The sequence below is a fragment of the Vibrio sp. JCM 18905 genome (assembly GCF_055393305.1).
Genome location: NZ_AP043878.1, coordinates 1,080,410 through 1,105,333, shown reverse-complemented (window position 1 = coordinate 1,105,333; position 24,924 = coordinate 1,080,410). Strand labels below are relative to the sequence as shown.

At 44.3% G+C, this 24,924-nt stretch carries 21 protein-coding genes; 7 read left to right on the top strand and 14 right to left on the bottom strand.

Annotation, left to right across the window (positions count from 1 at the left end; translation table 11 throughout):
* Positions 1 to 74: 74 nt before the first annotated feature.
* From ACZ5ZC_RS04830 to ACZ5ZC_RS04795, 8 genes are all read right to left on the bottom strand, one after another.
* Positions 75 to 923, bottom strand: a complete 849-nt coding sequence (locus tag ACZ5ZC_RS04830) for a mechanosensitive ion channel family protein (RefSeq protein WP_464931437.1) — start codon at positions 921 to 923, stop codon at positions 75 to 77.
* 96 nt (positions 924 to 1,019) lie between these two features.
* Positions 1,020 to 2,360: an HlyD family type I secretion periplasmic adaptor subunit gene (locus ACZ5ZC_RS04825; RefSeq protein WP_047008476.1), complete on the bottom strand. Its 1,341-nt coding sequence runs from the start codon at positions 2,358 to 2,360 to the stop codon at positions 1,020 to 1,022.
* Positions 2,335 to 4,053 (bottom strand): type I secretion system permease/ATPase, encoded by a 1,719-nt coding sequence (locus ACZ5ZC_RS04820; RefSeq protein WP_464931436.1) that lies wholly within the window; start codon positions 4,051 to 4,053, stop codon positions 2,335 to 2,337. The genes ACZ5ZC_RS04825 and ACZ5ZC_RS04820 overlap by 26 nt, the downstream gene beginning before the upstream one ends.
* A gap of 152 nt (positions 4,054 to 4,205) precedes the next feature.
* Positions 4,206 to 4,796, bottom strand: coding sequence for a calcium-binding protein (locus tag ACZ5ZC_RS04815; protein ID WP_005392412.1), 591 nt, complete (start codon positions 4,794 to 4,796; stop codon positions 4,206 to 4,208).
* A 207-nt stretch (positions 4,797 to 5,003) separates the two neighbouring features.
* Complete coding sequence (locus ACZ5ZC_RS04810) at positions 5,004 to 5,660, bottom strand: LuxR C-terminal-related transcriptional regulator (RefSeq protein ID WP_080619247.1); 657 nt, start codon at positions 5,658 to 5,660, stop codon at positions 5,004 to 5,006.
* A gap of 228 nt (positions 5,661 to 5,888) precedes the next feature.
* A complete protein-coding gene (locus ACZ5ZC_RS04805; protein WP_005392407.1) occupies positions 5,889 to 6,557 on the bottom strand; it encodes a LuxR C-terminal-related transcriptional regulator in 669 nt (222 codons plus the stop codon).
* Between the two features lie 246 nt (positions 6,558 to 6,803).
* Entirely contained in the window at positions 6,804 to 7,004 is a 201-nt protein-coding gene (locus ACZ5ZC_RS04800) for a restriction endonuclease subunit S domain-containing protein (protein ID WP_005392406.1), read from the bottom strand.
* A 56-nt stretch (positions 7,005 to 7,060) separates the two neighbouring features.
* Positions 7,061 to 8,977, bottom strand: coding sequence for a methyl-accepting chemotaxis protein (locus tag ACZ5ZC_RS04795; protein ID WP_464931435.1), 1,917 nt, complete (start codon positions 8,975 to 8,977; stop codon positions 7,061 to 7,063).
* Between the two features lie 310 nt (positions 8,978 to 9,287).
* On the opposite strand from ACZ5ZC_RS04795, the gene ACZ5ZC_RS04790 reads away from it, so the two are divergent.
* The 6 genes from ACZ5ZC_RS04790 to ACZ5ZC_RS04765 are packed head-to-tail and all read left to right on the top strand — an operon-like array spanning position 9,288 to position 16,227.
* Complete coding sequence (locus ACZ5ZC_RS04790) at positions 9,288 to 10,244, top strand: AAA family ATPase (protein WP_005392397.1); 957 nt, start codon at positions 9,288 to 9,290, stop codon at positions 10,242 to 10,244.
* A 14-nt stretch (positions 10,245 to 10,258) separates the two neighbouring features.
* A complete protein-coding gene (locus tag ACZ5ZC_RS04785) occupies positions 10,259 to 11,164 on the top strand; it encodes a DUF58 domain-containing protein (RefSeq protein ID WP_464931434.1) in 906 nt (301 codons plus the stop codon).
* 38 nt (positions 11,165 to 11,202) lie between these two features.
* Positions 11,203 to 11,679: a DUF4381 domain-containing protein gene (locus ACZ5ZC_RS04780; protein ID WP_047008481.1), complete on the top strand. Its 477-nt coding sequence runs from the start codon at positions 11,203 to 11,205 to the stop codon at positions 11,677 to 11,679.
* The gene (locus ACZ5ZC_RS04775) at positions 11,672 to 12,676 is read left to right on the top strand and encodes a vWA domain-containing protein (RefSeq protein WP_085344156.1); all 1,005 of its coding nucleotides are present in this window, start codon (positions 11,672 to 11,674) and stop codon (positions 12,674 to 12,676) included. Before ACZ5ZC_RS04780 ends, ACZ5ZC_RS04775 begins: the two co-directional genes overlap by 8 nt.
* On the top strand, positions 12,669 to 14,576 hold the full coding sequence (locus ACZ5ZC_RS04770) for a VWA domain-containing protein (RefSeq protein ID WP_464931433.1): 1,908 nt from the start codon (positions 12,669 to 12,671) through the stop codon (positions 14,574 to 14,576). Before ACZ5ZC_RS04775 ends, ACZ5ZC_RS04770 begins: the two co-directional genes overlap by 8 nt.
* A gap of 4 nt (positions 14,577 to 14,580) precedes the next feature.
* A complete protein-coding gene (locus ACZ5ZC_RS04765; protein ID WP_464931432.1) occupies positions 14,581 to 16,227 on the top strand; it encodes a BatD family protein in 1,647 nt (548 codons plus the stop codon).
* Positions 16,228 to 16,285: 58 nt separating this feature from the next.
* On the opposite strand, the gene ACZ5ZC_RS04760 is transcribed toward ACZ5ZC_RS04765, so the two are convergent.
* The 6 genes from ACZ5ZC_RS04760 to ACZ5ZC_RS04735 all read right to left on the bottom strand — a co-directional run bounded on the left by ACZ5ZC_RS04760 (position 16,286) and on the right by ACZ5ZC_RS04735 (position 22,951).
* Complete coding sequence (locus ACZ5ZC_RS04760) at positions 16,286 to 16,945, bottom strand: outer membrane beta-barrel protein (protein ID WP_256899164.1); 660 nt, start codon at positions 16,943 to 16,945, stop codon at positions 16,286 to 16,288.
* Between the two features lies 1 nt (position 16,946).
* On the bottom strand, positions 16,947 to 19,067 hold the full coding sequence (locus ACZ5ZC_RS04755; protein ID WP_258459227.1) for a sensor domain-containing diguanylate cyclase: 2,121 nt from the start codon (positions 19,065 to 19,067) through the stop codon (positions 16,947 to 16,949).
* A gap of 330 nt (positions 19,068 to 19,397) precedes the next feature.
* Positions 19,398 to 20,147, bottom strand: coding sequence for a phosphate ABC transporter ATP-binding protein PstB (pstB, locus tag ACZ5ZC_RS04750; protein ID WP_005397884.1), 750 nt, complete (start codon positions 20,145 to 20,147; stop codon positions 19,398 to 19,400).
* Between the two features lie 60 nt (positions 20,148 to 20,207).
* A complete protein-coding gene (gene pstA, locus ACZ5ZC_RS04745; protein ID WP_005397882.1) occupies positions 20,208 to 21,071 on the bottom strand; it encodes a phosphate ABC transporter permease PstA in 864 nt (287 codons plus the stop codon).
* Positions 21,072 to 21,093: 22 nt separating this feature from the next.
* A complete protein-coding gene (pstC, locus tag ACZ5ZC_RS04740) occupies positions 21,094 to 22,026 on the bottom strand; it encodes a phosphate ABC transporter permease subunit PstC (protein WP_006741921.1) in 933 nt (310 codons plus the stop codon).
* A 103-nt stretch (positions 22,027 to 22,129) separates the two neighbouring features.
* Positions 22,130 to 22,951, bottom strand: a complete 822-nt coding sequence (locus ACZ5ZC_RS04735) for a phosphate ABC transporter substrate-binding protein (RefSeq protein WP_005397879.1) — start codon at positions 22,949 to 22,951, stop codon at positions 22,130 to 22,132.
* A gap of 328 nt (positions 22,952 to 23,279) precedes the next feature.
* On the opposite strand from ACZ5ZC_RS04735, the gene ACZ5ZC_RS04730 reads away from it, so the two are divergent.
* Entirely contained in the window at positions 23,280 to 24,923 is a 1,644-nt protein-coding gene (locus ACZ5ZC_RS04730; RefSeq protein WP_253650935.1) for a methyl-accepting chemotaxis protein, read from the top strand.
* Position 24,924 lies beyond the last annotated feature (1 nt).

Sequence of the window (24,924 nt, the reverse complement as noted above, 5' to 3'; positions counted from 1 at the left end):
GGAAATACCGTTAGAAAAACAAACCCCGCTATGTTTGATAGCGGGGTTTGTTTTAACTGGCGTACGACACTTCTCTATTTTTCACTCACCACAGGAAAGCGCTGCTCATAAAGTTCCATAAAGTCTTTACGAATCAAATGCTCCAAGTGGTTAGCTTTATCGGTCGGGCAGAAAATCATAACATGCAAAATCTGCTCACCATTGATATTACTAGAAATATGCATATGTGGCTCTGCACCGGGAAGATCGACCCCCGCGTGTTTTTCAATCATCGCATTGTAGCGATGCGCAACATCACTGAAGTAGCTACAATGCTCTTCAATCTTGTCGGTCAAGATTGGTAACAGAGGATACAAATTAACGAAGTCTTTCACCACGATAGAAAAATTGTGGTAGACGTAGCGCTTCATAAAATTGAGGTTCTTTACTGGGTAAGTAAAAAACATACTATTGGGTAAGGTCGCGGTTTTTCCGGTGTAGTGATATTGCCCATGGTGCAGGTCGATCTCTTGAATCACCGTCGCCATCATATTGTGCTCGATCACTTCGCCGCACAGTTTACCGACCTCAATCCAGTCACCGACACGAAAAGAACGTGAGCTTGCTCTTTGAATCGAGCCTGTAAAACACAAAATTATCTCTTTGGATGCCACAACAATGGCAACCGCTATCGCCGTGACACTTAGAGCAAACTCGTTTATTTCTGATTGCCATAAAATAAATAAAATCAGTAATGTAATGGCAAAAGTGCCGTTCTTAGTTCTGGACATCCAGCTGCGCTGATCTTCAGAAAGAAAGGCATGGTCACCACGAATCATCGATAAAATGGTACGACGAATTAACCACATAATCACAAAGATCAGTGCGGTAAAAATCAGTTTATGAGTGAGAAGAAAATCGACGACTAACTGCACTTTCTCCATTCCACGGCTCCCTTAGAATTAAAATACGGCCTAGTAACGGGTAACCATAACAAATTATTTTGTCAGTTGTCCGTGTTCACTCAAGTACTTTTGAGATTACTCCTCTCTAAAGGCGCGATTCATGCTTTCAGTGATTGGCTTTATTAAATAACTTAAAGGCGTTCGCGGTTCAGATAAAATAAGCACTTCCGCGTTCATTCCTGAAGTTAAGCGGTGTTTGGCTACATCTTCTTGCGAAATTGCAATTCTAGCGAGGTAAAAATCCTCTTGGTTTTCTTGTGAAAGCTTATCCGCAGAAATCGTTAACACCGTACCGTCTAATGGTGCCAACGTTCTAGCATTCAGAGCGGTCAGACGAACATGCGCCTGCTGACCTGGGTTAACTAAATCGATATCCTGGGGATTCACGCGAGCCTCGACTAACAACTTATCGTCTTGAGGAACCAACTCCAATAGCGTTTCACCCGAACCAATCACACCTTTTTCAGTAAACACCTGCATGTTGACCACACGGCCTGCAATAGGTGCATTGATGGTTGTTCTCGCTACAATATCTTGTGCTGAGCGATACTCTTCACGAATGGCGACGATTTCCTTTTTGGTGTTTCGTAGCTCCTCGACAATCTCATTTAGTCTTTCAAGCTTCAACTCTTCAATTTGCGCTTGGTTTTCATCCAACCTTTTGCTTACTGTGAGTGATTGTCTATCTAACTGACTTAAGGTACTCCGCACTTCCGCCGCAAGACGTTTGAGTTGAAGTAAGGTGGATTTACCCGAAAAGCCTTTTTGAACTAGAGCTTGGTTACTGTCTATTTCTTCGGCGATAAAATTGAGTCTTTCTCTCTCAATTACTTTGGTTTGCTGGAGGTTTTCCAGCTCCAAATTTGCCCCAGAAATACTCTGCTCAATGATGCTCAGCTTACTATCAAAGAATCGCTTTCTCGCTTCAAAGATCTTGTTTTGAACCAGTTGAGCTTCTTGGACGATATCGACGCGAGGAATACTTTCAAGATCATCAGACCATACGATCGTTGGCAATTCATCTAGCTCAGCACTTAGACGGTTTTCCTTCGCTAGAGTATGAATAAACTGACCACTTAATGAATCCAACTTCGCCATAGCTTGTCGCTTAGAGAGTTGAATTAATAATTGACCTTTTTCAACCAAGTCCCCCTCCTGCACGTACAGCTTTTCAATAATGCCGCCTTCTAGATGTTGAATTTCTTGGCGCTTAGTGAGAACAGACAAATCGCCATAAGCAATCGCAGCACTCTCTAATTTCGCTGTCGCAGCCCAGTAGCCTAGACCGCCAAGAAAAACACTTAGCGTCACCACACCAAGTAAAATTGGCTTTCGAAAGCTTAGTTTCGCTTGCGGACTAAAACGATAAACGGTTTCAGACGGATGCTGATTAACGGCTGGCAGTTGATTGCTCATTTCTTACCCTTGGAATATCTGTTCTTTCTTCGCCCATCAAGCGTTTTAATACTTCATCTTTATCACCGTATAATTTGACTCGACCTTCAGCTAAATACAGCAATCTATCCATTTGTCGTAATGTACTCGGATTATGGGCAATGACGATAATCGTTGATCCTTGCGCCTTTAAATGGGCAATCAAACGTTGATATGCAGCCTCTCCTTCACCATCAAGGTTGGCATTAGCTTCATCGAAAATCACAATAGATGGATCGCCATAAACGGCTCTTGCAAGTGCGACTCTCTGCCTTTCTCCTCCAGATAAACCACGGCCATTTTCGCCAATAACGAAATCATAGCCTTTGTTTTTCTTGAGTATTAATTCATGACATCCTGCTAGTTGCGCCGCCTTGATGACTTTAGCGGGGTCTTCCTCTTTGAAGCGCGCGATGTTCTCCCGAATTGTGCCAGGAAACAACTCTACTTCTTGAGCGAGATAACCAAAATGGGCGCCGCGGTCTTCCGATGCCCAAGTAGACACTTCCATACCATCAAGCGTAACCTTACCCGCTAGTGGCTTGATCGTACCTAATAACAACCGAGCAAACGTCGATTTACCAGTACCAGAAGGGCCAATAACTCCGACAGCGACTCCGGGAGGAATAGATAAGTTGATCGATGAGAGTACAGGCTCTGCTGTGCCAGGATGGCGATAAGCAAGTCCAGTAAGTTCATAGTGTCCTTTTGGCTTTGGCAGTGGCATATTCGATTCATCTTGGCGCACGATTGCGTCGATTTCTTTTAGTCGTTTATACGCGCCTTTAGCAGACATAGCACTTCGCCATGTACCAATCGCCTGCTCCATCGGCGAGAGTGCCCGACTCATTAAAATGGAACTCGCAATCATCGCTCCCGCAGTAATCTCATGTTGGATCACTAACCATGCTCCGCCCCCCAGCAAAAAGATCTGTAGTGAACCACGTACAAACTTAGAAAAGTTAGCCATGTAAATGGACTTACCTGCCACTCGCTCTTCGAGCACATTGACTTCATTCACGCGCGACTGCCATTTCTCTAAAAACGCGTTCATCATCCCCATCGCAAGAATTGAATTGGCATTTTGCGTGGCTAGCTCGGCGTTGTTGATATGAGAGATCGCCCTAACTTCACTTTCTTGCATGGTTTTACGCGTCATTAGCTCATTGAGTAGCCCGAGACTAAACAATACGATAGACCCGAGTAACGCGATGTGACCCAATACTGGGTGCAATAAATATACGAACAAAATAAACAGCGGTGTCCAAGGCGCATCCAATAGTGGATAGGGTGCTTGGCTGCTCAAAAAGCTTTTGATGTTCTGAATGTCTCGCAGCGTTTGCGAGGTGTAACTCTTCCCTGTGTGCGATTGGTATTGAATGCTGCGCTTAAGCATAAAAGTGGACAGTTTGGTGTCCATCCAATAACCAAATGATTTACTCATTTGCGCGCGAGCGATATCAATAATCGACATGGTTAGTAACGCGACAATCACGATAATAGTGAGCAAAAGTAGAGTATCGGTTGAATAGGAGGATATCACTCGGTTGTACACTTGAAGCATGTACAAGGGAATCGAGAGGACTAGTATGTTGATAAAAAGGCTAAAAGCGATTAGCAAGCCCGCAAGCGTGCATAGTTTTTGTCTCACTTCTTTGAAAACCGTTTTTTGCACGACTATTTCCGTTTAAATTGAAAATTTAGGCGCTAGCAAAAGCTAGCACCTAACTTAAGACAGCCTCAAATACACTCTAGAATAACCGAGTTAGTTCACCTCAGCGTGACAGAGCCACACAAACTAATCCCATTCTGAGTGATTTAGGTCATTTAGATTGCAAATAAATCCGCACCGTAAGTATTGATGTCAGTTTCGGTAACGCCAATGAGTTTCACGGTTAGATCAGCACCATCGGTAAACACGGCATTACCTACAGCATCATAGCTAAAGCTTAAATCACCGAAGTCTGTGACCGAGTCGCTAATAATGTGCAAAGAATCTTCACCAATGGTGAAATCCACAACTTTTGCTTCGCCATGGCCACCAAACTTATCCGTGAACACAAACTTATCGCCATTGCTGCCGCCAACTAGAACATTATCACCAGAACCAGCTACAAGAATATCTTCACCGACGCCGCCATTTAGTTTGTTGTCACCCAACAAACCCAAAAGCAAATCATTACCTGTACCACCGCCGAGGTAATCGTTTCCTGTACCAGCCCTTAGGATGTCATCACCAGCACCACCAGTTAGGCGATCATCACCGTCGCCGCCGATCACATAATCGTTACCGCCACCGCCAACAAACGAATCATTACCACCAAAACCAATAAACAAGTCATCGCCGCCATCGAAATCAGCAAATTGGTTATTTACACCTGCATCGCCTAGATACGTGTCATTGTCACTTGTGCTCATTTTTATTCCCTCTTGTCTTAATAATTGAATAGACCTTTTATTCTATGTCTGAGTAGATTTGTAACAGACATGAGAAGTCTAATAGTCAACCGAATAGGAATAAGTTTGAATATGGGATGATATTTCAGACTGACATTTTAATAATAAATATAAAACTTAGTACTTTATAGAGTATTTTCTTTTTATTACAGTAAGTTAATACTAGTACTACAGATTTCGCCTAGCCCAACTTGTTGCTTGCGTACGGTTCTTTACTTCTAACTTTCTAAAAATATTGTATAGATGTGATTTAATAGTATGCTCACTGATAAATAAAGAATCAGCAATTTCCATATTTGAGCCTCCTTCTTTCAACATTTTTAAAACTTGAATTTCACGCCGAGTAAGCTCTACCTCGATAGCAGGCTCAATAATGCTATTCGCTTCTTTTCCTCGATAATAATTAACCAGCTGATCCAGTAATCTTCGAGACAGCCAATTATCTCCTTTTATTATTGCTTTTAACCCCTGACACACCTTGTCCATGGAGTCTCCCGGACCGAATATACCCTTTACATGCGGCCATGAGGCGAGTTCTTCTGTGTCTAAGTCATAACCTAAATTAAGCATTATGGTTCCTAGCACTTTATTACTATCTTTTAAATAAACTAAAGTTTCGGATGGAATCTCAACTGAAAAATCAACAAGCAAAAAGTAGCGTTCCGGAATGAGTTCGTGATAACTAGGGTTTTTAGTATCTATGATCGTTATTTTAGTTTCTATATTTTTAGAAAGCATTTCCTTAAAGTTTTCACTCTGTAAACTTTGTTGAGTGAGCATTAGGACTTCAGGCTTTTCCATATACTGTTCCATAATGTTTCTCATACTTTCAGTGACTTAACATTCTTAAATTAGTCGTTAATCGTCCGCACTTAGTGTGATATGTAAGTGCTAGTCCACAGAGTAAAGTTATTTGCTACTTTTTTAAATTCCAAAGTTATTAAAAAGAGAATCAAAAAAAGTGTTTCTCATAAAAGAAACACTTTTAACACATTTAGGTCACAGTAATGATTAAGAATTCACTAAATTAAATAACGCAATATTTCAAGAACATTACACTGTTAACGAGTTATCCGAAATATTTTCTTTCGCCCAAATAAGTGCTTGGACTCTATTTTTTACTTCAATCTTCTTGAAAATATTGTGTAAATGAGTTTTTACCGTATTCTCGCTCACAAATAGTTGTTCGGCAATTTGTTGATTGGAAGCCCCCATAGAGAGAAAGGTAATTATTTGTTGCTCTCGTTTGGTCAAAATAGCGGGAACATTCTTATTTATCGGTTTGCAGTGGCGACGAAGGTGAGTAATGTATTGCTGAGAAAACTTACGGCTGAACCACATATCCCCCTGAAGTACCTTACCAATCCCAACTTGCAGCGTTTTTATATCATCAGAGGTATAAAAAATACCTGCTAGAGTACGCCAAGCAAAAAGATCTTCAGTCGAAATGGATTGATCACAATTAATTAAGATTTCGAGCGTATCTTTCTGTTGCGACTCTTTAAACTCCGAATAACGCCGAAATATTTCATCAGTGATCACGCTGCAATCAACAATAATGGCTGACGCTAAAGGCGAATCTAACGCTCCTTGAATAAGAGAGTCTGGTGTGATTAGAGCAACACTAATACCGAGTTTGGTCTCCAATACATCTTTCAGCAGAGATGACTGCAGACTGCCCTCCGTGATTAAAATGACATTTCTTGTTTTTTGTTGCTCCATCCTGATCGCATTCCCTTGGTCGCTTTTATTGAAATACGCAATAGATTTAGATAGAGCGGTAGTCTTGTCAAGTATGAAAATAACTAGTACTAATTAATAACTCATTGAAGTGTCAATAATTTTTAAGTGGCAAGTATGTAAGGGGTATTAGCATTTTTCAGGCATTAAAAAGGGAGCATACACTCCCTTTTTGTATTTGAGTTGGTGATTTTGTCGCGCCCGTTAGAGCCGAAACCTCACCCTAGCTTAGTGAACTGGAACAGAGTTTTTTTGGTTAAATTTACCAAAGTGTTGCTCTAACACTTCTGGCGTCAACTTACCTTCTGCTTCCAGCTTTTTTAGCTCAGCGACGATCGCTTTTTGCTCTTCTAGCGACGGCAGTTTTACTTCTGGCTCCTGAGCGGCTTCCTGAGAAATCTGCTCTAGTTCTTTTTCGAAGTCATTCATAGTACTTACCTAAATTTAGTTAGTGAACTTTTAAACTTCGGCTATTCTATCCAACTCTATAGCTTGAAGCTACCAACCATCTTGTCCAGACGTGAAGAGAGCGCTTGAAGATCACGACTTGCATCCGCCAGCTCTTCTGCCGTTGCCGTTGTCATTTCATTGATCGCGTTGATTTCTTCAATGTTTTGGTTAATGGTATGCACCACAGTGGATTGCTCTTCCGTCGCCGTCGCAACTTGCGTATTACGATCAGAGATGTCTGTAATTCGCTCAGAAATATTGACTAACACTTCCACGGCTTCATCGGTTGAAGCAACCCCTTCAATAGTGACCGCTTTACCCGCTTTCATCGCACTTACTGCGTCTTGTGCGTCACTTTGAAGTTGGTTGATCATCCGTTGGATCTCTTCTGTTGAATCAGCCGTGCGTGACGCTAGGTTTCTGACCTCGTCAGCAACCACCGCAAAACCACGACCTTGCTCTCCAGCACGTGCAGCCTCAATCGCGGCGTTCAACGCAAGCAAGTTGGTTTGTTCTGATATGTCACGAATTACGCCCAGAATCGAGCCAATATCTTTAGTTGTCGATGCCAGCTGCGTGACGACAATATTGGTCGTTTCTACGTCATCAGCTAGGCGGCTAATCACCTCTTTGGCTTTCATAACCACTTCACGACCCGTTTGAGTATTATCAGAAGCCTGATTTGCCGTATCGGCAGCAGTAGCCGCGTTCGATGCAATTTCGCTGATGGTCGCACCCATCTGGTTAATCGCCGCAACAACTTGAATGGTTTGATCACGTTGCTCTTGGCTGTTGTCATGTGTGGATGTTGCTTTCGTCGAAACACTTTCTGCCGCTTGACTTAATGAGCCGCTAGTTAAAGCAACTTCTTTCATTGTGGCGTGGATCTTCTCAATAAATCCGTTGAAGCCTTTTGAAAGCTGAGCAATTTCATCATTACCCTGAATTTCAATGCGCTGCGCCAAGTCGCCTTCACCTTGCCCAAGATCGGTAAAACGATCAGCAATCAGTCGAATTGGTTTAGTAATACTATTTGCCAACCATACGCCCATAAGGATGAATACAACGGCAACAATGATGGTCGTAAACAGCATTTTTTGCGCAGTAGCATTTAGGTCCGCGAAGACTTCATCGACAGGAACTACACCAATGACAAACCAGTTCATTGAAGGAACATACAAACTGGAAACAAACGTGTCCTGCCCTTCAAAGTCCACATTAATCAAATTGAAGCTGTTTTTATTCAGCAGTGCACTCGCATTACTACCAAATAGCTTGGTGATAGAAGTTTGGTTTTTACCTTGTTGACGATGTATTTGAATCTCACCCTGTTCGTTAGTGAGGAACACATAACCCGTATCTTCAATTTTAAACCCATTGAGCAGCGCAACCATGTCGTCCATCGACTTTGAAAGACCTGACATTGATGTGCCATTTAAGTCTTGGTAGTTGGCAAACATTTTTACTTCGCCGTTTGCCTCTTGGAAAACGCTCACTGACGTTTCTTGACCAGAAGACGTAAAGCCAAAGAACCAAGCATCTTGAGTTCGATTAAGCTGACGCAAGAACCCGTTTTGATTCCAGTAATATGCCGTTTGACGATTGGCTACCGACGCATCATTAAGTCCGTACTGGGATTTAACGTTATTGAGCTGCTGAACTAACTGAACTTCTACCGACGGGTCGCGGTCTGTATTAGATAGGGCTTCGACAATAAACTCGTTTGTTGCGAGCTGTTTTGCGGCTTGTTGCATCTCTACAACTTCGCGGTCAATTTCTGTATTGATTTGCTGCAGCATCGCAGGTAGTTCGATATCAATAAGACGGTGGCTCAACACATCTCTTGCATGACGCTGAGCCATAACACCAACGATAATTGTTGATGCTAAAACAGCAAACGTAATACCAAGTACAACCTTCTGTTTGATGCTCAAGGAATGAAGTTTCAACATATTCGGACCTTTTAAAAGAATCACTTGTTATTGGCCCCATAAGGGGAATCTGGTGCATATCTCATGACACGCACATCACAGAAACTTTATCGGCTCACATATACAAAACTAGAGGCATTTCTCACTATATTATGAAAAATAAATGTAACGCTCTGTCAGATAAGAACTTTCAGTGATAGCAAGTACTTGCAATTCTCTGCAGAGTCCCAATATTGAAAAGATAAATTGCGAAAGCGCATTGGAACTTTTTCCATCTGGAAAATGACCAATACTCAACACAAAAATCAAATGGATATCGAGAGTCCAAAGCATGCATAAATCTAACTTCGAAACTCTTCAGCAATACCTAGAGTCGCAGATCATTGGTCAGCAAGATCTAGTCAAACAACTGCTTGTTGCCCTTTTGGCAGATGGACATATTTTGGTTGAGGGCCCTCCTGGGCTGGCAAAAACCCGTGCAGTAAAATCACTCTCAGATTGTGTTGAAGGCGACTTCCACCGAATTCAGTTTACCCCTGACTTGCTGCCAGCCGATTTAACCGGCACCGATATCTTCCGCCCCGAAACCGGAGAGTTCACTTTCCAATCTGGTCCTATCTTCAATTCTCTTATCCTTGCGGATGAGATAAACCGTGCACCGGCCAAAGTACAAGCGGCGATGCTTGAAGCAATGGCAGAGAAACAAGTCACAGCAGGTCGCCATACTTACCCGTTGCCAGAGTTGTTTTTGGTCATGGCGACTCAAAACCCGATTGAACAAGAAGGGACTTATCCACTACCTGAAGCACAGCTAGATCGCTTTTTATTACATTTAGAAGTGGAATACCCAGATGCGGAGCATGAGCTATCTATCTTGCGTATTAACCGCGGTGAAGCAAAAGGCGAAACTACCGTCGAGCGCCCAATGTTAAGCCAACAAGATATATTCACTGCGCGTAAAGAAGTGTTGGATATTCATATGGCCGAAACGATAGAGCAGTACATCGTCCGTTTAGTTATGGCAACACGTCGAGCCAGCGAATATGACACTGAGCTGGATAAGTGGTTGTCAATGGGCGTTAGTCCACGTGCCACCATCGCTCTGGATCGTTGTGCCCGTGCGCACGCTTGGCTTGCAGGTCGTGATTTTGTGTCCCCAGAAGATGTTCAAACCATGGCTTATCCGGTTTTGCGCCACCGTTTATTACTGAGTTACCACGCTCAAGCGGAAGGCATTACGGCAAACCAAGTCATTGATAAGCTGCTAAACCTCGTTGGCAGTGCATAAGACGAGGGAGTGATATGTCCACAACGCATCCATTGCCACCTCATGCGAATGGGGTGACATTAACCCTTGAAGAGCTGCTGCAATACCGCACTCAATCTGTACGTTGGTTGCCACCAGCACAAAGTATCTGGTCGCAAATGAGCGGTAACCATACCAGCCGCCAAAAAGGGCGAGGCATGGATTTTATGGAAGTACGCCAATACCAACCTGGCGATGATATCCGCAGTATTGATTGGCGGGTAACTGCTCGTACAGGGAAAGCGCACACAAAGTTATTTGCAGAAGACAAAGAGCAAGCTGTGATTCTTTACCTTGACCTGAGTTCTAGCCTGCATTTTGGGTCTAAGTATATGCTGAAGTCGGTTCAATTGGCCCACTTTGCCAGCGTGTTGATTTGGCTCACTTTGGCTAAAAAGGATCGCATCGGTGCGGTGATTGACGATGGACATCAATGTTTTGAGTTTCGCCCTTCCTCTCTACAAAAACAGGGGCTGCGGATTCTTAATGCTATCGTCGATACACATAACGCGCAGGTGGCTCGTACACTGCCGTATACTCAGGTGTTAGAAACACTTCATACACTGACACCTAAGGGCAGCGAACTGATTATGCTCAGCGACTTTGCCCACATAAGCGCGGCAGAGTTGACGCAGTTACGTCGACTAAAACAGCACAACAGTGTGAGGGCTATCCAGTTTTATGATCCTTTAGAAAGAGGTGAAACAAACTTTAGAGGTCAAGTAAAAGCCTCGGATGGACAACGTAGTCAATGGTTCAACTTTGGCTCCAAGGGCCAAAGAAAGGAACTCGAAACACACTTTACTCAACACCAAGAAACCATTAAACAGCAATGCCATTCGATGGCGATTCCATTTAACACGCTATCAAGTGGTTGGCCCTTGATTTCACAATTAAGCTAACAAACTGTACAAGCAGCATTTATTAAGCAGTAATAATAATGACAACAAACAACCAAAGCCTAGACCTTGAACCTCTGATTTTACCAAACGCTCCGGATTGGTTTCCGCTCGCTTGGGGATGGTGGGCAGTGCTTGCGGCCACCGTACTTTTCGTTTTCAGCATTTATCTTTATACGAAATGGCGTAAAAAACGCCTACGCGCGCAAAAGGCAGCCTTAAAACTTTTAACTCAATCTGTCACACCTCATACCCCTTCCTCTGCTCTAGAAATATTGCGTCAGGCGGCATTGAGTTACTTTCCGCGTGAAGAAATCGCGCCATTAACAGGAATCGCTTGGTATGAATTTCTCGATAGCCATACCAAAGAAACTCGATTCGTAGACAAACAACATCAGTGGCAAGAAGCGCTGTATCAGAAATCCTCTCAAGAAAATCATCAAAGCTTGGTCGATGATTGTGTCTTTTGGATAACTCACGCTTTGCCACCAAAGAAAAAGGCAAATAACCGTGACTGAGCAAACACTCATAACCGATCTTGCCCAATGGCTAAACATTGAATTTGTCTGGTGGTGGGCACTATTTTTGCTGCCTGTCCCCTGGCTGGTATACAAGCTCCTGCCACAAGAATCTCAACAAGCCGAGATCAAATTGGCGTACTTACCAACTAATGAGAATGGCAGCAAGCCTAGGCAAGCCCTGCAAAAATCACTATCAATGGCGATCTGGGTTCTTCTTATCATTGCTTGTGCGCGTCCAGTTTGGTTTGGTGATCCAGTTGAGTTCCAACCCAAATATCGGGACTTGATGTTAGTCGTCGACCTATCTGGCTCGATGCAGCAAGAAGACATGGAGCTCAACGGCGAATACATCGACCGCCTCACCGCTGTCAAAAAAGTTCTATCGGATTTCGTGGCAAAAAGAAAAGGTGACCGTCTCGGGGTTGTTTTGTTTGGCGATCACGCGTATTTGCAAACGCCACTCACTGCAGACCGTAAAACCGTCATGCAGCAGATTAATCAAACCGTCATCGGCTTGGTTGGTCAACGAACCGCCATTGGTGATGGCATTGGTCTAGGCACGAAAACTTTTGTAGACAGTGATGCTCCGCAACGAGTCATGATTTTGCTTAGTGACGGCAGCAATACTGCCGGTGTGCTCGAACCGCTCGAAGCAGCGGAAATCGCAAAAAAATACAATGCGACCATTTACACCGTAGGCGTAGGTGCTGGTGAAATGATGGTGAAAGAGTTTTTCATGACTCGCAAGGTTAACACCGCAGCCGACTTGGATGAGCAAACACTAACTAAAGTGGCAGAGATGACTGGTGGACAATATTTTCGGGCGCGAGATACTGAACAGCTCGAAAAGATCTACGACACGATCAACCAGCTCGAGCCCGTGTCAAGCGACACGCAAACTTGGCGTCCGCAGTCAGAATGGTTCCCATACCCATTAAGCGCTGCATTCGTACTGTCGGTATTGTTATTCCTACTGAGGAGAAAACATGGCTGAGTTTATTTTCCTTAACCCTTATTGGCTTTTGGGGCTTATCGCAATCCCTATTGCGCTCTTGCTCAATCACAAATTTAGAGCAAAAAAATCGACACTGATTGCCCCTCACCTAGCTAAAGTGCTCGGACAAAACACGCAGTCCAAACACTATTTTATTCTCTGGGGCGTAGCTTGGGCGATTGCCTGTATTGCGCTAGCGGGACCAAGCTGGCAATCCAACGCTCGCCCAAGCTTTGAGTTAAACCAAAACCGCATTTTAGTGCTTGATATGTCTCGCTCGATGTTCGCTACGGACATCAAGCCTAATCGACTCGCGCAAACACGTTATAAGGCGCTGGACTTACTTCCTAAATGGAAAGAAGGGGCTACGGGTCTTATTGCTTACGCTGGCGATGCCTATAACTTAAGTCCACTGACGACTGATTCCAGTACGCTTGCCGTCATTATCGAGAATTTGTCACCAGAGCTAATGCCTTTTCAAGGGGCAAACCTGCCTTCCGCAATTGAATTAGCGCTCAACCAGTTCTCTCAAGCAGGTATGCAACAAGGCGACATCATCGTGTTAGCTGATGACCTTGATGAGTCAGAACTGTCTCGGACGTTGAATTTGGTCGAAGGTAAAAACATTCGCATCTCAGTTCTCGCAGTAGGAACCGCTAATGGCGCTCCCATCGCCCTACCCGATGGTTCTCTTTTAAAAACTGCACAAGGCACAACAGTCGTAGCGAAAACAAATCTGAAGAATTTACAAATACTAGCAAAGAAAACAGGTGGAATTTTTGTTCCTATTCAGCACACCAATCGCGATGTTGAGAACATTTCAGCCTTTACGAACAACGTTGGCAGTCAACTTTCGGCCAAGCAGAGTGAAGAAGTGAGCACTGACTCTCGCTTAAACGGTGGCTTTTGGTTGCTGCCGCTGTTACTTCTGCCTGCGGCTTTACTGTTCCGACGCGGCCTGATTTGGATGTTTGTGGCAACAATAATACCGATGACTTGGACACAACACGCCGAAGCAAATCCGTTCTTAAATGCCGACCAACGAGGAGCGGAACTCTACAAGCAAGGTGAGTATGAACAGGCGCAAAACCTATTTACAAACCCAAGCTGGAAAGGAGCCGCCAGTTACCAAAAAGGTGACTACGAAGCCGCTATCGAAGCATTTTCTCATGACTCCTCTCCTAACGGCCGCTATAACCTTGCCAACTCTCTGGCGCAAAATGGTCAATTAGAAGAAGCAGCAGAGCTTTATAAAAAACTGCTTGAAGAAAAGCCCAACTTTGAAGCTGCAAAGAAAAACTTGTCGGTTGTGGAACAGAAGCTGAAACAGCAACAGCAACAGCAACAGCAACAGCAACAGCAACAGCAACAGCAACAGCAACAGCAACAGCAACAGCAACAGCAACAGCAACAGCAACAGCAACAGCAACAGCAACAGCAACAGCAACAGCAACAGCAACAGCAACAGCAACAGCAACAGCAACAGCAACAGCAACAGCAACAGCAACAGCAACAGCAACAGCAACAGCAACAGCAACAGCAACAGCAACAGCAACAGCAACAGCAACAGCAACAGCAACAGCAACAGCAACAAAAGTCTCAAAACGGTGAGAAGGAAGAGCAAGGACAACAGTCACAAAATCAGCAAGAATCTGAAAATAAAACAGAAAAGCAAAAAACAGAGCAACATCGACCGAAACGAGGTGAAAAGCAGGCTCAGGAACAAGGTGAGCCAATGCAGGCTCAAGTGCAGCCAAAAAACACGCATCGGGATGATCCTGAATTCCGTCGTCTAGAAGCAGTCGAAAGCGCTCGCGATCCAAGCTTTTTGATTCGTGCACAAATGCAGCTTCAAGCTCAACAAAAACAACCTCCACAACAATCTCAAAAGGAGTGGTAAGCCCATGATGAACAAAGGCGTACAACTGATCTTTATTCTTGTGGCCAGCCTATTATCCAGCTTCTCGGTGATGGCACAGACGCTTCAAGCAAGCGTCAATAAAACACAAGTTGCTAAGAATGAAGTGATCAACCTCAGAATCATGGCAGATACTGAGCTCAGCTCAGATGCAATTGACTTTAATGTACTTGAGAACGACTTTTTCTTGGGTCAACCTCGTTATGGGCGCTCCAGCAATAACATTAACGGAAGAAAATCTGTACGTACTGAGTGGAGTATTTCGATTGCGCCGATGAAAGAAGGTGTTCTGACTATTCCGAGCTTTTCCGCAGATGGTATGAGAACGGAGCCAATAAAGCTTCGTGTCACCGCAAGCCAAGCTGAACCCAATCTCGATAACCTATTTAGCTTTAATATCAGTGTCGACAACAGCACGCTGTACCCTCAGCAATCTGCGACATTACGTATGCAGCTTTTGATCAAAGCAGATACCCGCCGTCTTGATAACCCACAAATTGTGCCTCCACAGATTGAAGGCATGAAGCTTGAAGCGATTGGTGGCTTACAGCAGGGACAAAAGATCTTAAATGGATTAGAAGTAGCGGTCATTGAACAGTCGTTTCGCTTAACGGCGAATCAGCCGGGTACTTACACCTTGATAGGTCCTAGACTGACAGGCTCTTACATTTATGGCGACAGCTTAACGGGCTCTACCAAGATCATGCCAATCAACACCAAAGCTGAGCAAATGCCTATCGAGGTAAAACCAATTCCAAGTGAATTTGAAGGGGAATGGCTTCCAGCTTCAGCGTTAGAAATGACGCAGAGCTGGCAAGACGATCAAGGTAATCCACTGTCGGTTAATGCGCTCAACACTGTCAAACAGGGCTCTTCACTCACTCGAACCATTCAAATTAAAGCTCGCGGAACACAAGCCGAATACCTTCCACGAGTAAGTATTGATTATCCAAGTTCGCTGCGGGTCTACCCAGAACAGCCTCAATTCGACAGCGCGAGAGATGGCACCGTTATCATGACAGTGAAGCAAGTCATTATCCCCACTGAGGCTGGGTCATATACCTTGCCGGGATACCATTTGAACTGGTGGGACAGCCAAAATGATGAAGCGAAAAAAGCGACGTTACCAGAGCTACAATTAGATATAGAGCAAAGTGACACCGGGCTTATCACGTTGCCGGAATCGCCTCTGCCAACACCACCTGAGTCAGCCATCAGTCCCGAACCAAACGGTGGAGTGAGCAGTCTCTGGCAAACCCTGACCTTTATTTTCGCTGGGCTTTGGGTGGCGACGTTAGGAATCGCGATTTGGGCATGGAAGAAGCGTCCTATGACGGCGAGTAACACGGTTTCGAATACCGAGCAACCTCTTTGCGTTGATACGTTGAAAAAAGTCATCAATGAAGGGGACGCTGCTAAAATTGAACGCTCAGTAAACGAGTATCTAAACACTCACCGAGACAGGTTAAGCCCTGGTGATGCGCAAGCCGTAAAACAAGAACTTGATGCTATGAACCAAGCGCGTTTTAGTGCCAATCAACAACCTTGGCGTCCAGACTCGCTACTGGCAAAAATTCAAAACCTTAGCAAAGCAAACGTAACGAAAACCGACCACCAGCTAGAAAAACTATAAAGAAAAATGGCAGCGCTCTAAACGCTGCCATTGTTATTTTCAAAGAATCAAAATGTGTTTATAGACGATAAACAATATTTAAATTAACACCGCTTAAATCTAATCCTTTGTCATCATAAAGCTTAATCCATTCAATTTGCAGTTCTAATGGTGTTCCTTTATTAAATGCAAATCCAACCCCATATTGCAAATCTTCATCACTGTCAGAGATTCCGTCCGCTGACACTGTTATTTTCCCGTATCCTAGTAACCCATACAGGTCTACATTTTCACCCAAAGGAACCAAACCTTTTGCCAACAAAGCAAAATTACGTTCCACCTCGACTGAAATGCCATATAACTCATCATCAGATACGCTTCCATAACCTCGGACTTCAACACCAAAGTTTTGATGGAACCTGTAGCCAAACATCGCGCCTAGAAGAGAGTTATTCAACGAGTACGATCCCAAAGAGCCAAGATTTATATCAGCGTCGGCGTACTGATAGCCTACCCCCAAATATCCAAAAGGTTCAAATTCACTTACACTATTATATTGCTTTCCTTGAGATACTCCGGTGAAACTCAACGCCAACATTGCTAGTAACACACTACCTTTTTTCATAATCACACCCATACCAATCAAGTTGCACACTGCAATATAAAAGTAGTGGACAAGATAGATACCAGCAATAAATTTACAAATAAAAATAACAATAGTGGACAAATTATTGTTCACGTCACGCCACTATTTGATCTTTTTGCTCATATCGCCTTACGCAATTTCGACCATGACTCTTCGCTTGATAGAGAGCCTTATCCGACAACTGGTAAAGATGGTCGAAATTAAAGTCTTTGCCTTTCGTTTTGTAGCAAGAATAACCGACTGACACAGTGAGCAACTCCCCTTCTGGGTTGTGTTGGTGTTTGATGCCTTCATCTTCAATGCATTGACGAATACGTTCCGCTCTCTGCTTTACCGCCTCTTGATCAGAGCCGATCATTAGTAACACAAACTCTTCTCCACCAATGCGACAGAAAACCTCGTCTTCACCTTTGGTATGATGATCCAAGATATGACCCACGCGCATTAGTGCGATATCCCCTTCGAGATGGCCATAGTGATTGTTAAACAAGCCAAAGTGATCAATATCAATCAGGATAAGACCAAAGAACATCGCTTCCTCACACTCTAGCGCGCAATATTTCTGCATCACATGTTCTAACATACGGCGATTGCCAAGACGTGTCAGAGGGTCAAGTTTAGAAAGCACCTCAAGCTGTCGGTTGGCTTCTTCCAACTCTTTGGTTCGGTTCTGTACTTCTAACTCCAGGTTTTCGTTTAATCCGCGAATCGCCTCTTGCGCTTGAGTGCGCTGCAAAACCTCCGCTAGACTGGAAGCGAACATACGAATCACTTCACGTAGCTGAGAAGTCAGCGGCGCGCGCGTCAATAAGTTATCAACGGCAATAAAGGCGATGGGCCCGCTGCTATTCGAAGTCAAAACCGTCATCGCAGCCCAGCCAAAGCCGACAATATTACAGTCATGATAAATAGGAACGGATTCCTCAAATGCAACTTCACTAGGTACGGCGCGAGCTAAATTGATCAACGAAAAGTCTTGTGTCTCACCAAAGAAATAAGACTCATCCACCACATTGCCTTGAATGTCAGTCCCCCAAGTACCTTGCATGTATGAGCAGTTTTCATCGGTCAAAAACACCGCCATCCGATCAATACCAAGATTTTTGATGGCAAAAGTGACGGCCGATTTACATACATCACTGACGGTTGTACAGCGTGATAGCTCAACCATGCTTGAATGCAACATACGCACGTTCTGCTCCTGGCGCTTTCGAATGTAAATTTGTGAGAAAAGGGAGCCAAACGAGTCCAACATCTGTTTTTGATACGCTGTTATCGGCTTGCGATGAATAAAGTTATCAAGCGCGAACCAACCAAATGGCTCATTGCCATCACGTAGGATCAACATCGCGTTCCACCCCTGCCCAACCACTTTACCAGCTGTGTATATCGGCGCATCTTCCACGATCACTAGGTTGCTCTCAAGGCTTGACAGCGCAGCGATGTATTCTTCGCTCAGTTGGTGTAAATCGTATTGCGTGTGGAACTCATCAATGGTGATGCCTGATTCATCCGTGCCGTATGTTCCACTGAAACTGCGCTTTTTCATATCTAGAAGCATCAGTGTGGAGCGATCAAACCCCAACCGTTGACGTAGCGCTTCGACGGCTTTGTAATACAAATCTTTTAAGGAATCAGGGTTGGAGATCTCGAGAGCAACTTGCTGAACTAACTTCATGTTCTCGATAAAGCGCTCGCGTTGGTTAATTTCATCGACATATTGCGCTTCACGAATATCTCTGTGTCTCATCTCTTGCGACGCATTTTTCTCGGCGCGAATGCACTGCCAACGCGCCGCTGCAAGCTGCATTGCATCATAGCTTTCTTCATAGATATTGTGTGCCGTGCGAGCATGAACAGATTGAATCAGTAGGTAGGTGCGTTTGATAGGCGTGTTATCGAGCATCATTATGTAACTATCTCCACCTAAATCTTGGGTGTGATTCCAGTTACAAGTATTGATCGCCAGAGGAATGATGCTTTCAGAAGTGTCAAACTGACTTGCCCACTCCCAGAAGCTGTCAGGATAGCTTTGGATTGGGTAAAGCTCCCCGCGAGAGAAACTCACAGAATAACGGGGATTGATTGAAGGATCTTCAAAAATGGCTAAGGCTTGAGGGGAGAACAAACTCTCTAAATGATCAAATATCGCCTCCGCTAATAAGCGATGATCCCTCGTTGAAGACACTTTTCTTGTAAAACTTCTTAAACTCACCCTACCAACCTAATCTACTTTTTTATTCTCGATAAAAAACTACTTAGGCCATCATATGCAATCAATACAATCAAATTTGAGCTGTTAAGTCATTCGCAAAATTATCAGACTTAGTTTCACATTCGAGAGCTCTTCAGCACTTTTATAACCGTATTTCACATAAGTTACATGTTCTATAAAAAAGGGAGGGATATTTGTGCTTCCTTGCAAGAATTATTGGTATAGGTTGGTGTTATAAATCTGCAGCTTGAAAAGAAAAAGGCCCCTCAAAAAGAGGGGCAAAGTTACCATCGCTTATAGTTATTTAGTTATGCTTGTAAATATGGCGAATTAACCGAAATCACCATTTACGTAGCCTTGAGTACGGTCATCTTGAGGGTTACTGAAGATCACTTGAGTATCGTTATGCTCAACCAGCTCACCCATTAGGAAGAACGCAGTACGGTCAGAGATACGACGCGCCTGTTGCATTGAGTGGGTCACGATAACGATGGTGTAGTTCTTCTTCAGCTCTTCCATCAACTCTTCGATTTTATGTGTCGCAATTGGGTCAAGTGCCGACGTTGGTTCATCCATCAGAATCACATCCGGCTCCATCGCGATCGTACGTGCGATACAAAGACGCTGTTGCTGACCACCCGATAGACCAAATGCGTGTGACTTCAGACGATCTTTCACTTCGTCCCAAAGTGCTGCGCCGCGTAGTGAACGCTCTACCACTTCGTCAATGTGTTTCTTGTCTTTGATACCTTGAGCACGTAGGCCGTAAGCCACGTTTTCGTAGATGCTCATCGGGAATGGGTTTGGCTTCTGGAACACCATGCCAACCTTGATGCGAAGATCCGCGACATCAATGTTGCCGTAAATGTCTTCGCCGTCCATCGCCAATTTACCCGTGATTTTCACGCCTTCGATTAGGTCGTTCATGCGGTTCAAACAACGTAGAAGCGTTGATTTACCACAACCTGACGGGCCGATAAGCGCCGTTACTTGGCGAACTGGAATTGGTAGGTTGATCGATTTCAGTGCTTGGTTTTCACCGTAGAATAAGTCTAGGTTTTCAATATCAAATTTGTTCATTTTCTTAATCTCTTAAATCTTGAATTCGTGTCTTTTAACGTGCGTTCTTAATTAGTGTTGTTAGTAAGTTGCGGTGTTAAAACGTCTAGCAATCAGTTTCGTTACCATGTTGATCAGAAGAACAACCACGATAAGCACTGTTGCGGTACCGTAAGCCTGATTCCATTCTTCAACGGTAAACAGTTCGGTAGTCAGTTTGTATAGGTGAACGGTTAATGTACGACCGGAGTCCAACAGAGAATCTGGAATACGAGCAACCATGCCTGCTGTCAGAAATACAGGAGCAGACTCACCAATGACACGACCAATACTTAGAATGACCGAGGTTAAGATACCTGGCATTGCGCTCGGAAGAATCAAACGCCAGATAGTGTAAATTTTTGAAGCGCCAAGGCCGTAAGAGCCTTCACGATACGTTTGAGGCACTGCCATCAGTGCTTCTTCCGTAGTACGGATGATCACTGGCAGAATAAGAATACTTAGAGTCAGTGCACCCGACAGAATCGAGAAGCCCAGACCAAGAATTGCCACGAAGAACGTCATACCGAACAGACCGAAGATGATCGACGGGATACCCGCCAACGACTCAGTACAGAACCGGATAATCTTTACCAATCGGCTACCGACTTTCGCGTATTCGGTTAAGTAGATTGCCGTCATGATACCCAGTGGCGCCGCTACCGCGATGGATGCGATAACCATGTAGATGGTCGAGACGATCATCGGGAAGATACCGTGCTCTTCACCAGTACGTGTGTAGTTATCAGTAATGAAGTTCCAATCTACGTGTTGTAGACCATTTGATAGGATGTACCAGATAATCCAGAACAAAAAACCTACCGTTAGTGCTGCCGAAATCCAAACCAAAGCGTTAAAGACGTTATCTTTGAACTGGCGAGCTTGTTTTAGTTTTGCGCGATCCATAATAGTCACCTTTAACGAGCGATTACTTCGCTTTTTCTCGGTTTAGGTAAAGAAGTACAGCGTTCAACGACATGATGAAGACCAGAAGTACAACACCAGTGGCGTAAAGAGCGTTGGCGTGAATACCACTTGCGTAAGACATTTCAATCGCGATGTTTGCGGTTAGCGTACGTGCCGAATCCAGGATGCCTTCTGGCATAGCAGGTGCATTACCCATCACCATGATGATCGCCATTGTCTCACCTAGAGCACGGCCAATACCCAAAATCACACCCGTCATGATGCCTGAACGAGCCGCTGGAACGAGCAATTTGAAGATTGTGTATATTTTCGAAGCGCCAAGTGCCAAAGAACCTTCTTTGTATGCGCGAGGCACAGCTCGAATAGACGTTTCAGATACTGTGATTACGGTCGGTAGAATCATCACCCCAAGCACGATGATACCTGCCAAAATCGTGTTACCCGCAGGGACATTAAAGATGTTTTGAATCAGCGGTACAATGATAACCAAACCAAAGAAACCATAAACCACAGACGGGATACCTGCCAAAAGCTCAACTGCAGGACGAATAATATCCGCAAGACGCTTTGGTGCAATTTCGGCAATAAAGATAGCCGTCAGCACACCAATTGGCACACCGACGATTACCGCACCTGCCGTCGATACAATAGATGCAACAATCATTGTCGCAACACCGTAAAGTGCAGGCGGCAGCCAGTTTTGTCCAAGAACGATGCCCGATACACCAGCTTCTTGGAATGCCGGGATACTTTCACGAACAATAAAGTAAGCAATAACGGCTAATGAGACGATGCCGATAACGGCACTGGTTAGGAACAAGCCGTGGAAGATACGCTCTTTCCAGTCTACGCGACGTTTCTCACGCAGGCCGGGCTTGCTGATAGCTTTAGCGTCAGTATTCATAAGCTTTTCACTATTTGTTGCGATGGTCATTTAAAAAATCTCACGGTTCTGGGCGTTTTGCCGGTGAACACTATGGATAGAAAAGGCTCAGCCCTAAATGGTGGGCTGAGCAAACTTAAGAGTCCCGATAAAATTAGTGAACTGAGATGTAACCGTTTTGGTCAACTAGCTTTTGCGCATCTTCAGTTAGCATCCAGTCTAGGAATTTTTGCGTTTCAGCTGATGGCTTGCCTTCTTTGTAAAGCACAAGGAATGGACGAGCTACTTTGTAAGAACCGTTTTTCACGTTAGCTACCGTTGCATCAACGCCGTCGATTGCTAGAGCATTAACAGTGTTGTCTACAGTACCAAGAGAAATGTAGCCGATTGCGTATGGGTTAGATGCAACCATTGTTTTTAGTGCGCCGTTACCGTTTGCAACTTGAGCACGTTGAGAGATAGCTGATACCTTCTTACCAGAAATCTTCATTTTAAGAGACATGATGTCTTCAAATGCGCCACGAGTACCTGAAGCCGTGTCACGAGTAATTGCTACGATTGGCTTGTCTGCACCACCGACTTCTTTCCAGTTTGATACTTCGCCTTTGTAGATTGCAGTCACTTGCTCTGCTGTTAGGCCAGGCAGTTTGTTTTGTGGGTTAACAACCACTGCGATACCATCACGAGCAACCACTTCTTCTATTAGTGTTGATTCTTTTTCAGAGTCTTTTAGATTACGAGAAGACATACCAAGGTCTGCTGAACCATTTTTTGCTGCTTTAACACCAGCTGAAGAACCAGGGCCTTGAACTTCGATAAATACGTTAGGGTTCTTCTTCATGTACGTTTCAGAGAAAACTTCCATCAGTGGAGTTACGCTGCTAGAACCCACTGCAGAGATAGTTTCTTTAGCAGAAACAGGAGTCACTGCCATTGCGCCTAGAAGTGCGATTGCACCGATTACTGTCTTTTTCATCACAATTTCCTTAAGTGGCTTTATTGCCGTTGTGTTTCACTTGAACGGTGCTCACTTTAGAATTTGAATATGACAGTTGTGTTTCACTTAGTTGAACCCTCTATGACACGTTGTCATTTCTGTATATTAATTCCGCGACTGATCCCTCTACCGTTTTTAGCTTAGCGCTTTTATAAATTGCCGCGCGTTCAAAATGATAACTCCATCGATTTTGGTACATTTCATAACAATTGGATATGAGTAAGTCATTGATTTGACGAGTATGGCAATTAAAATCGAAATGCTTATTTATAAAAAAGATAATAATCAAACCGATAGAGGGTCAATCATGCGTCAATTTCTTAGTACGCTTTCTATTAAACTTCAGGTCTTTTTACCTGTTCTATTCACCGTTGTATTACTCATCATTGGATTGAGCGTCGGAATCGGCAAGCTCGACCAAGCATTCAATAAGGTTTCCACTTCCACCAACAAGCTGATCATTCATAAAGAGGAACTCAGCGCCATCGTAGACAACACCTACGCTATGCGCATCAAAGCCATTTACAGTCTATTTAGAGCCGAAGATGTCCAATCTCTCAACCAAGAACTGTCTGAACGACAAAACAAAAACCGCGATTTTCTGAATTCCATCGATAGCCTCCCAGGCGTTCAAACCGAAGTGAATACTATGCGCAAAGCCATGGATCACTATGTTGATTTCACGCGCGTCACCATGACACCTCTGCTCACCACCAAACACTCTTCTGGCTACACCACATCCGATTTCAATCAAAAGTACGAATCTGCGATGGCAGAATATCGATTGGCTGGCGAAGCAATGATCAACGCCATCGACAACCTGTCTAAACAATTGAATCAAATCGTCACCGATGAAGTGGAAGCGAATGGCGAACAGCATTCAACCACGCTCACTTACAGTGCGGTTTCACTTGCGGTGATCTTGAGTGCTGCTTCGCTTATTAGTTGGATACTAGCCAGCTATATCGTTGCACCGATTCGTAACCTTCAAGGAACCATGCAAGAAGTCGCGAAAGGAAATCTATTGGTTAAAGCCGAAGCCATCGGAAAAAACGAAGTGTCGCAACTGGCTCAGGATGTAAACCAAACCATCGACAAACTGCGTGAAACCGTGAGTGCATTAGTTCGAATTAGTGAGGATGTGGCATCAGCATCGACCGAGTTAGCGACTGTTATGACTCAAAGCAGCGTTAACTCAGATCAAGAAAAGCAAGAAGTTGAGCAAGTGGCTTCGGCAATCAACCAACTAGAATCGACTGCAGCTGAAGTGTCGACCAATGCACAAGAAGCCGATAGCGCATCAAATCAAGCACGCATGCTTACCTCACAAAGTCTGAGCATGTTTGAGGAAAGCACTCGCGCAAGCGAAAAAATGGCAGAACAACTCAACGAAGCCGCAGCCGTCGTGACATCGCTGAAAGATCAATCAGAACACATTGGTCGCGTGATCGAAGTGATTGAAGGCATTTCTGAGCAAACCAATTTGCTTGCACTGAATGCAGCGATCGAGGCTGCACGAGCGGGCGAAAGTGGCCGAGGCTTTGCGGTAGTCGCCGATGAAGTACGTATGTTAGCGGCGCGAACTCAGGAATCGACGAAAGAGATCCAAACCATAATCGAAGAGCTTCAGCAGCAATCTGGTCACGCGAATGAAAGCATGCACTCTAGCTTAGCCATGTTGTCAGACAACCAAGCTCTGGCACAAGAAGTTAGCCAATCACTTGCTAATATCAGTAATGCTATCGCCGCTCTGAACTCAATCAACACGCAAGTGGCGACCGCATCAGAAGAGCAGAAACAGGTCACGGCCGATATCAACAACAACTTAACGAACATCTATGAACTAGTGAGCCAGAACGTGACTGGCATTACGCAGTCCGCCTCTGCCGCTCAAGAACTTTCTGGCCTAGCGGAAAACCAAAAGCACCAACTTAAGCAGTTCCAAGTTTAAA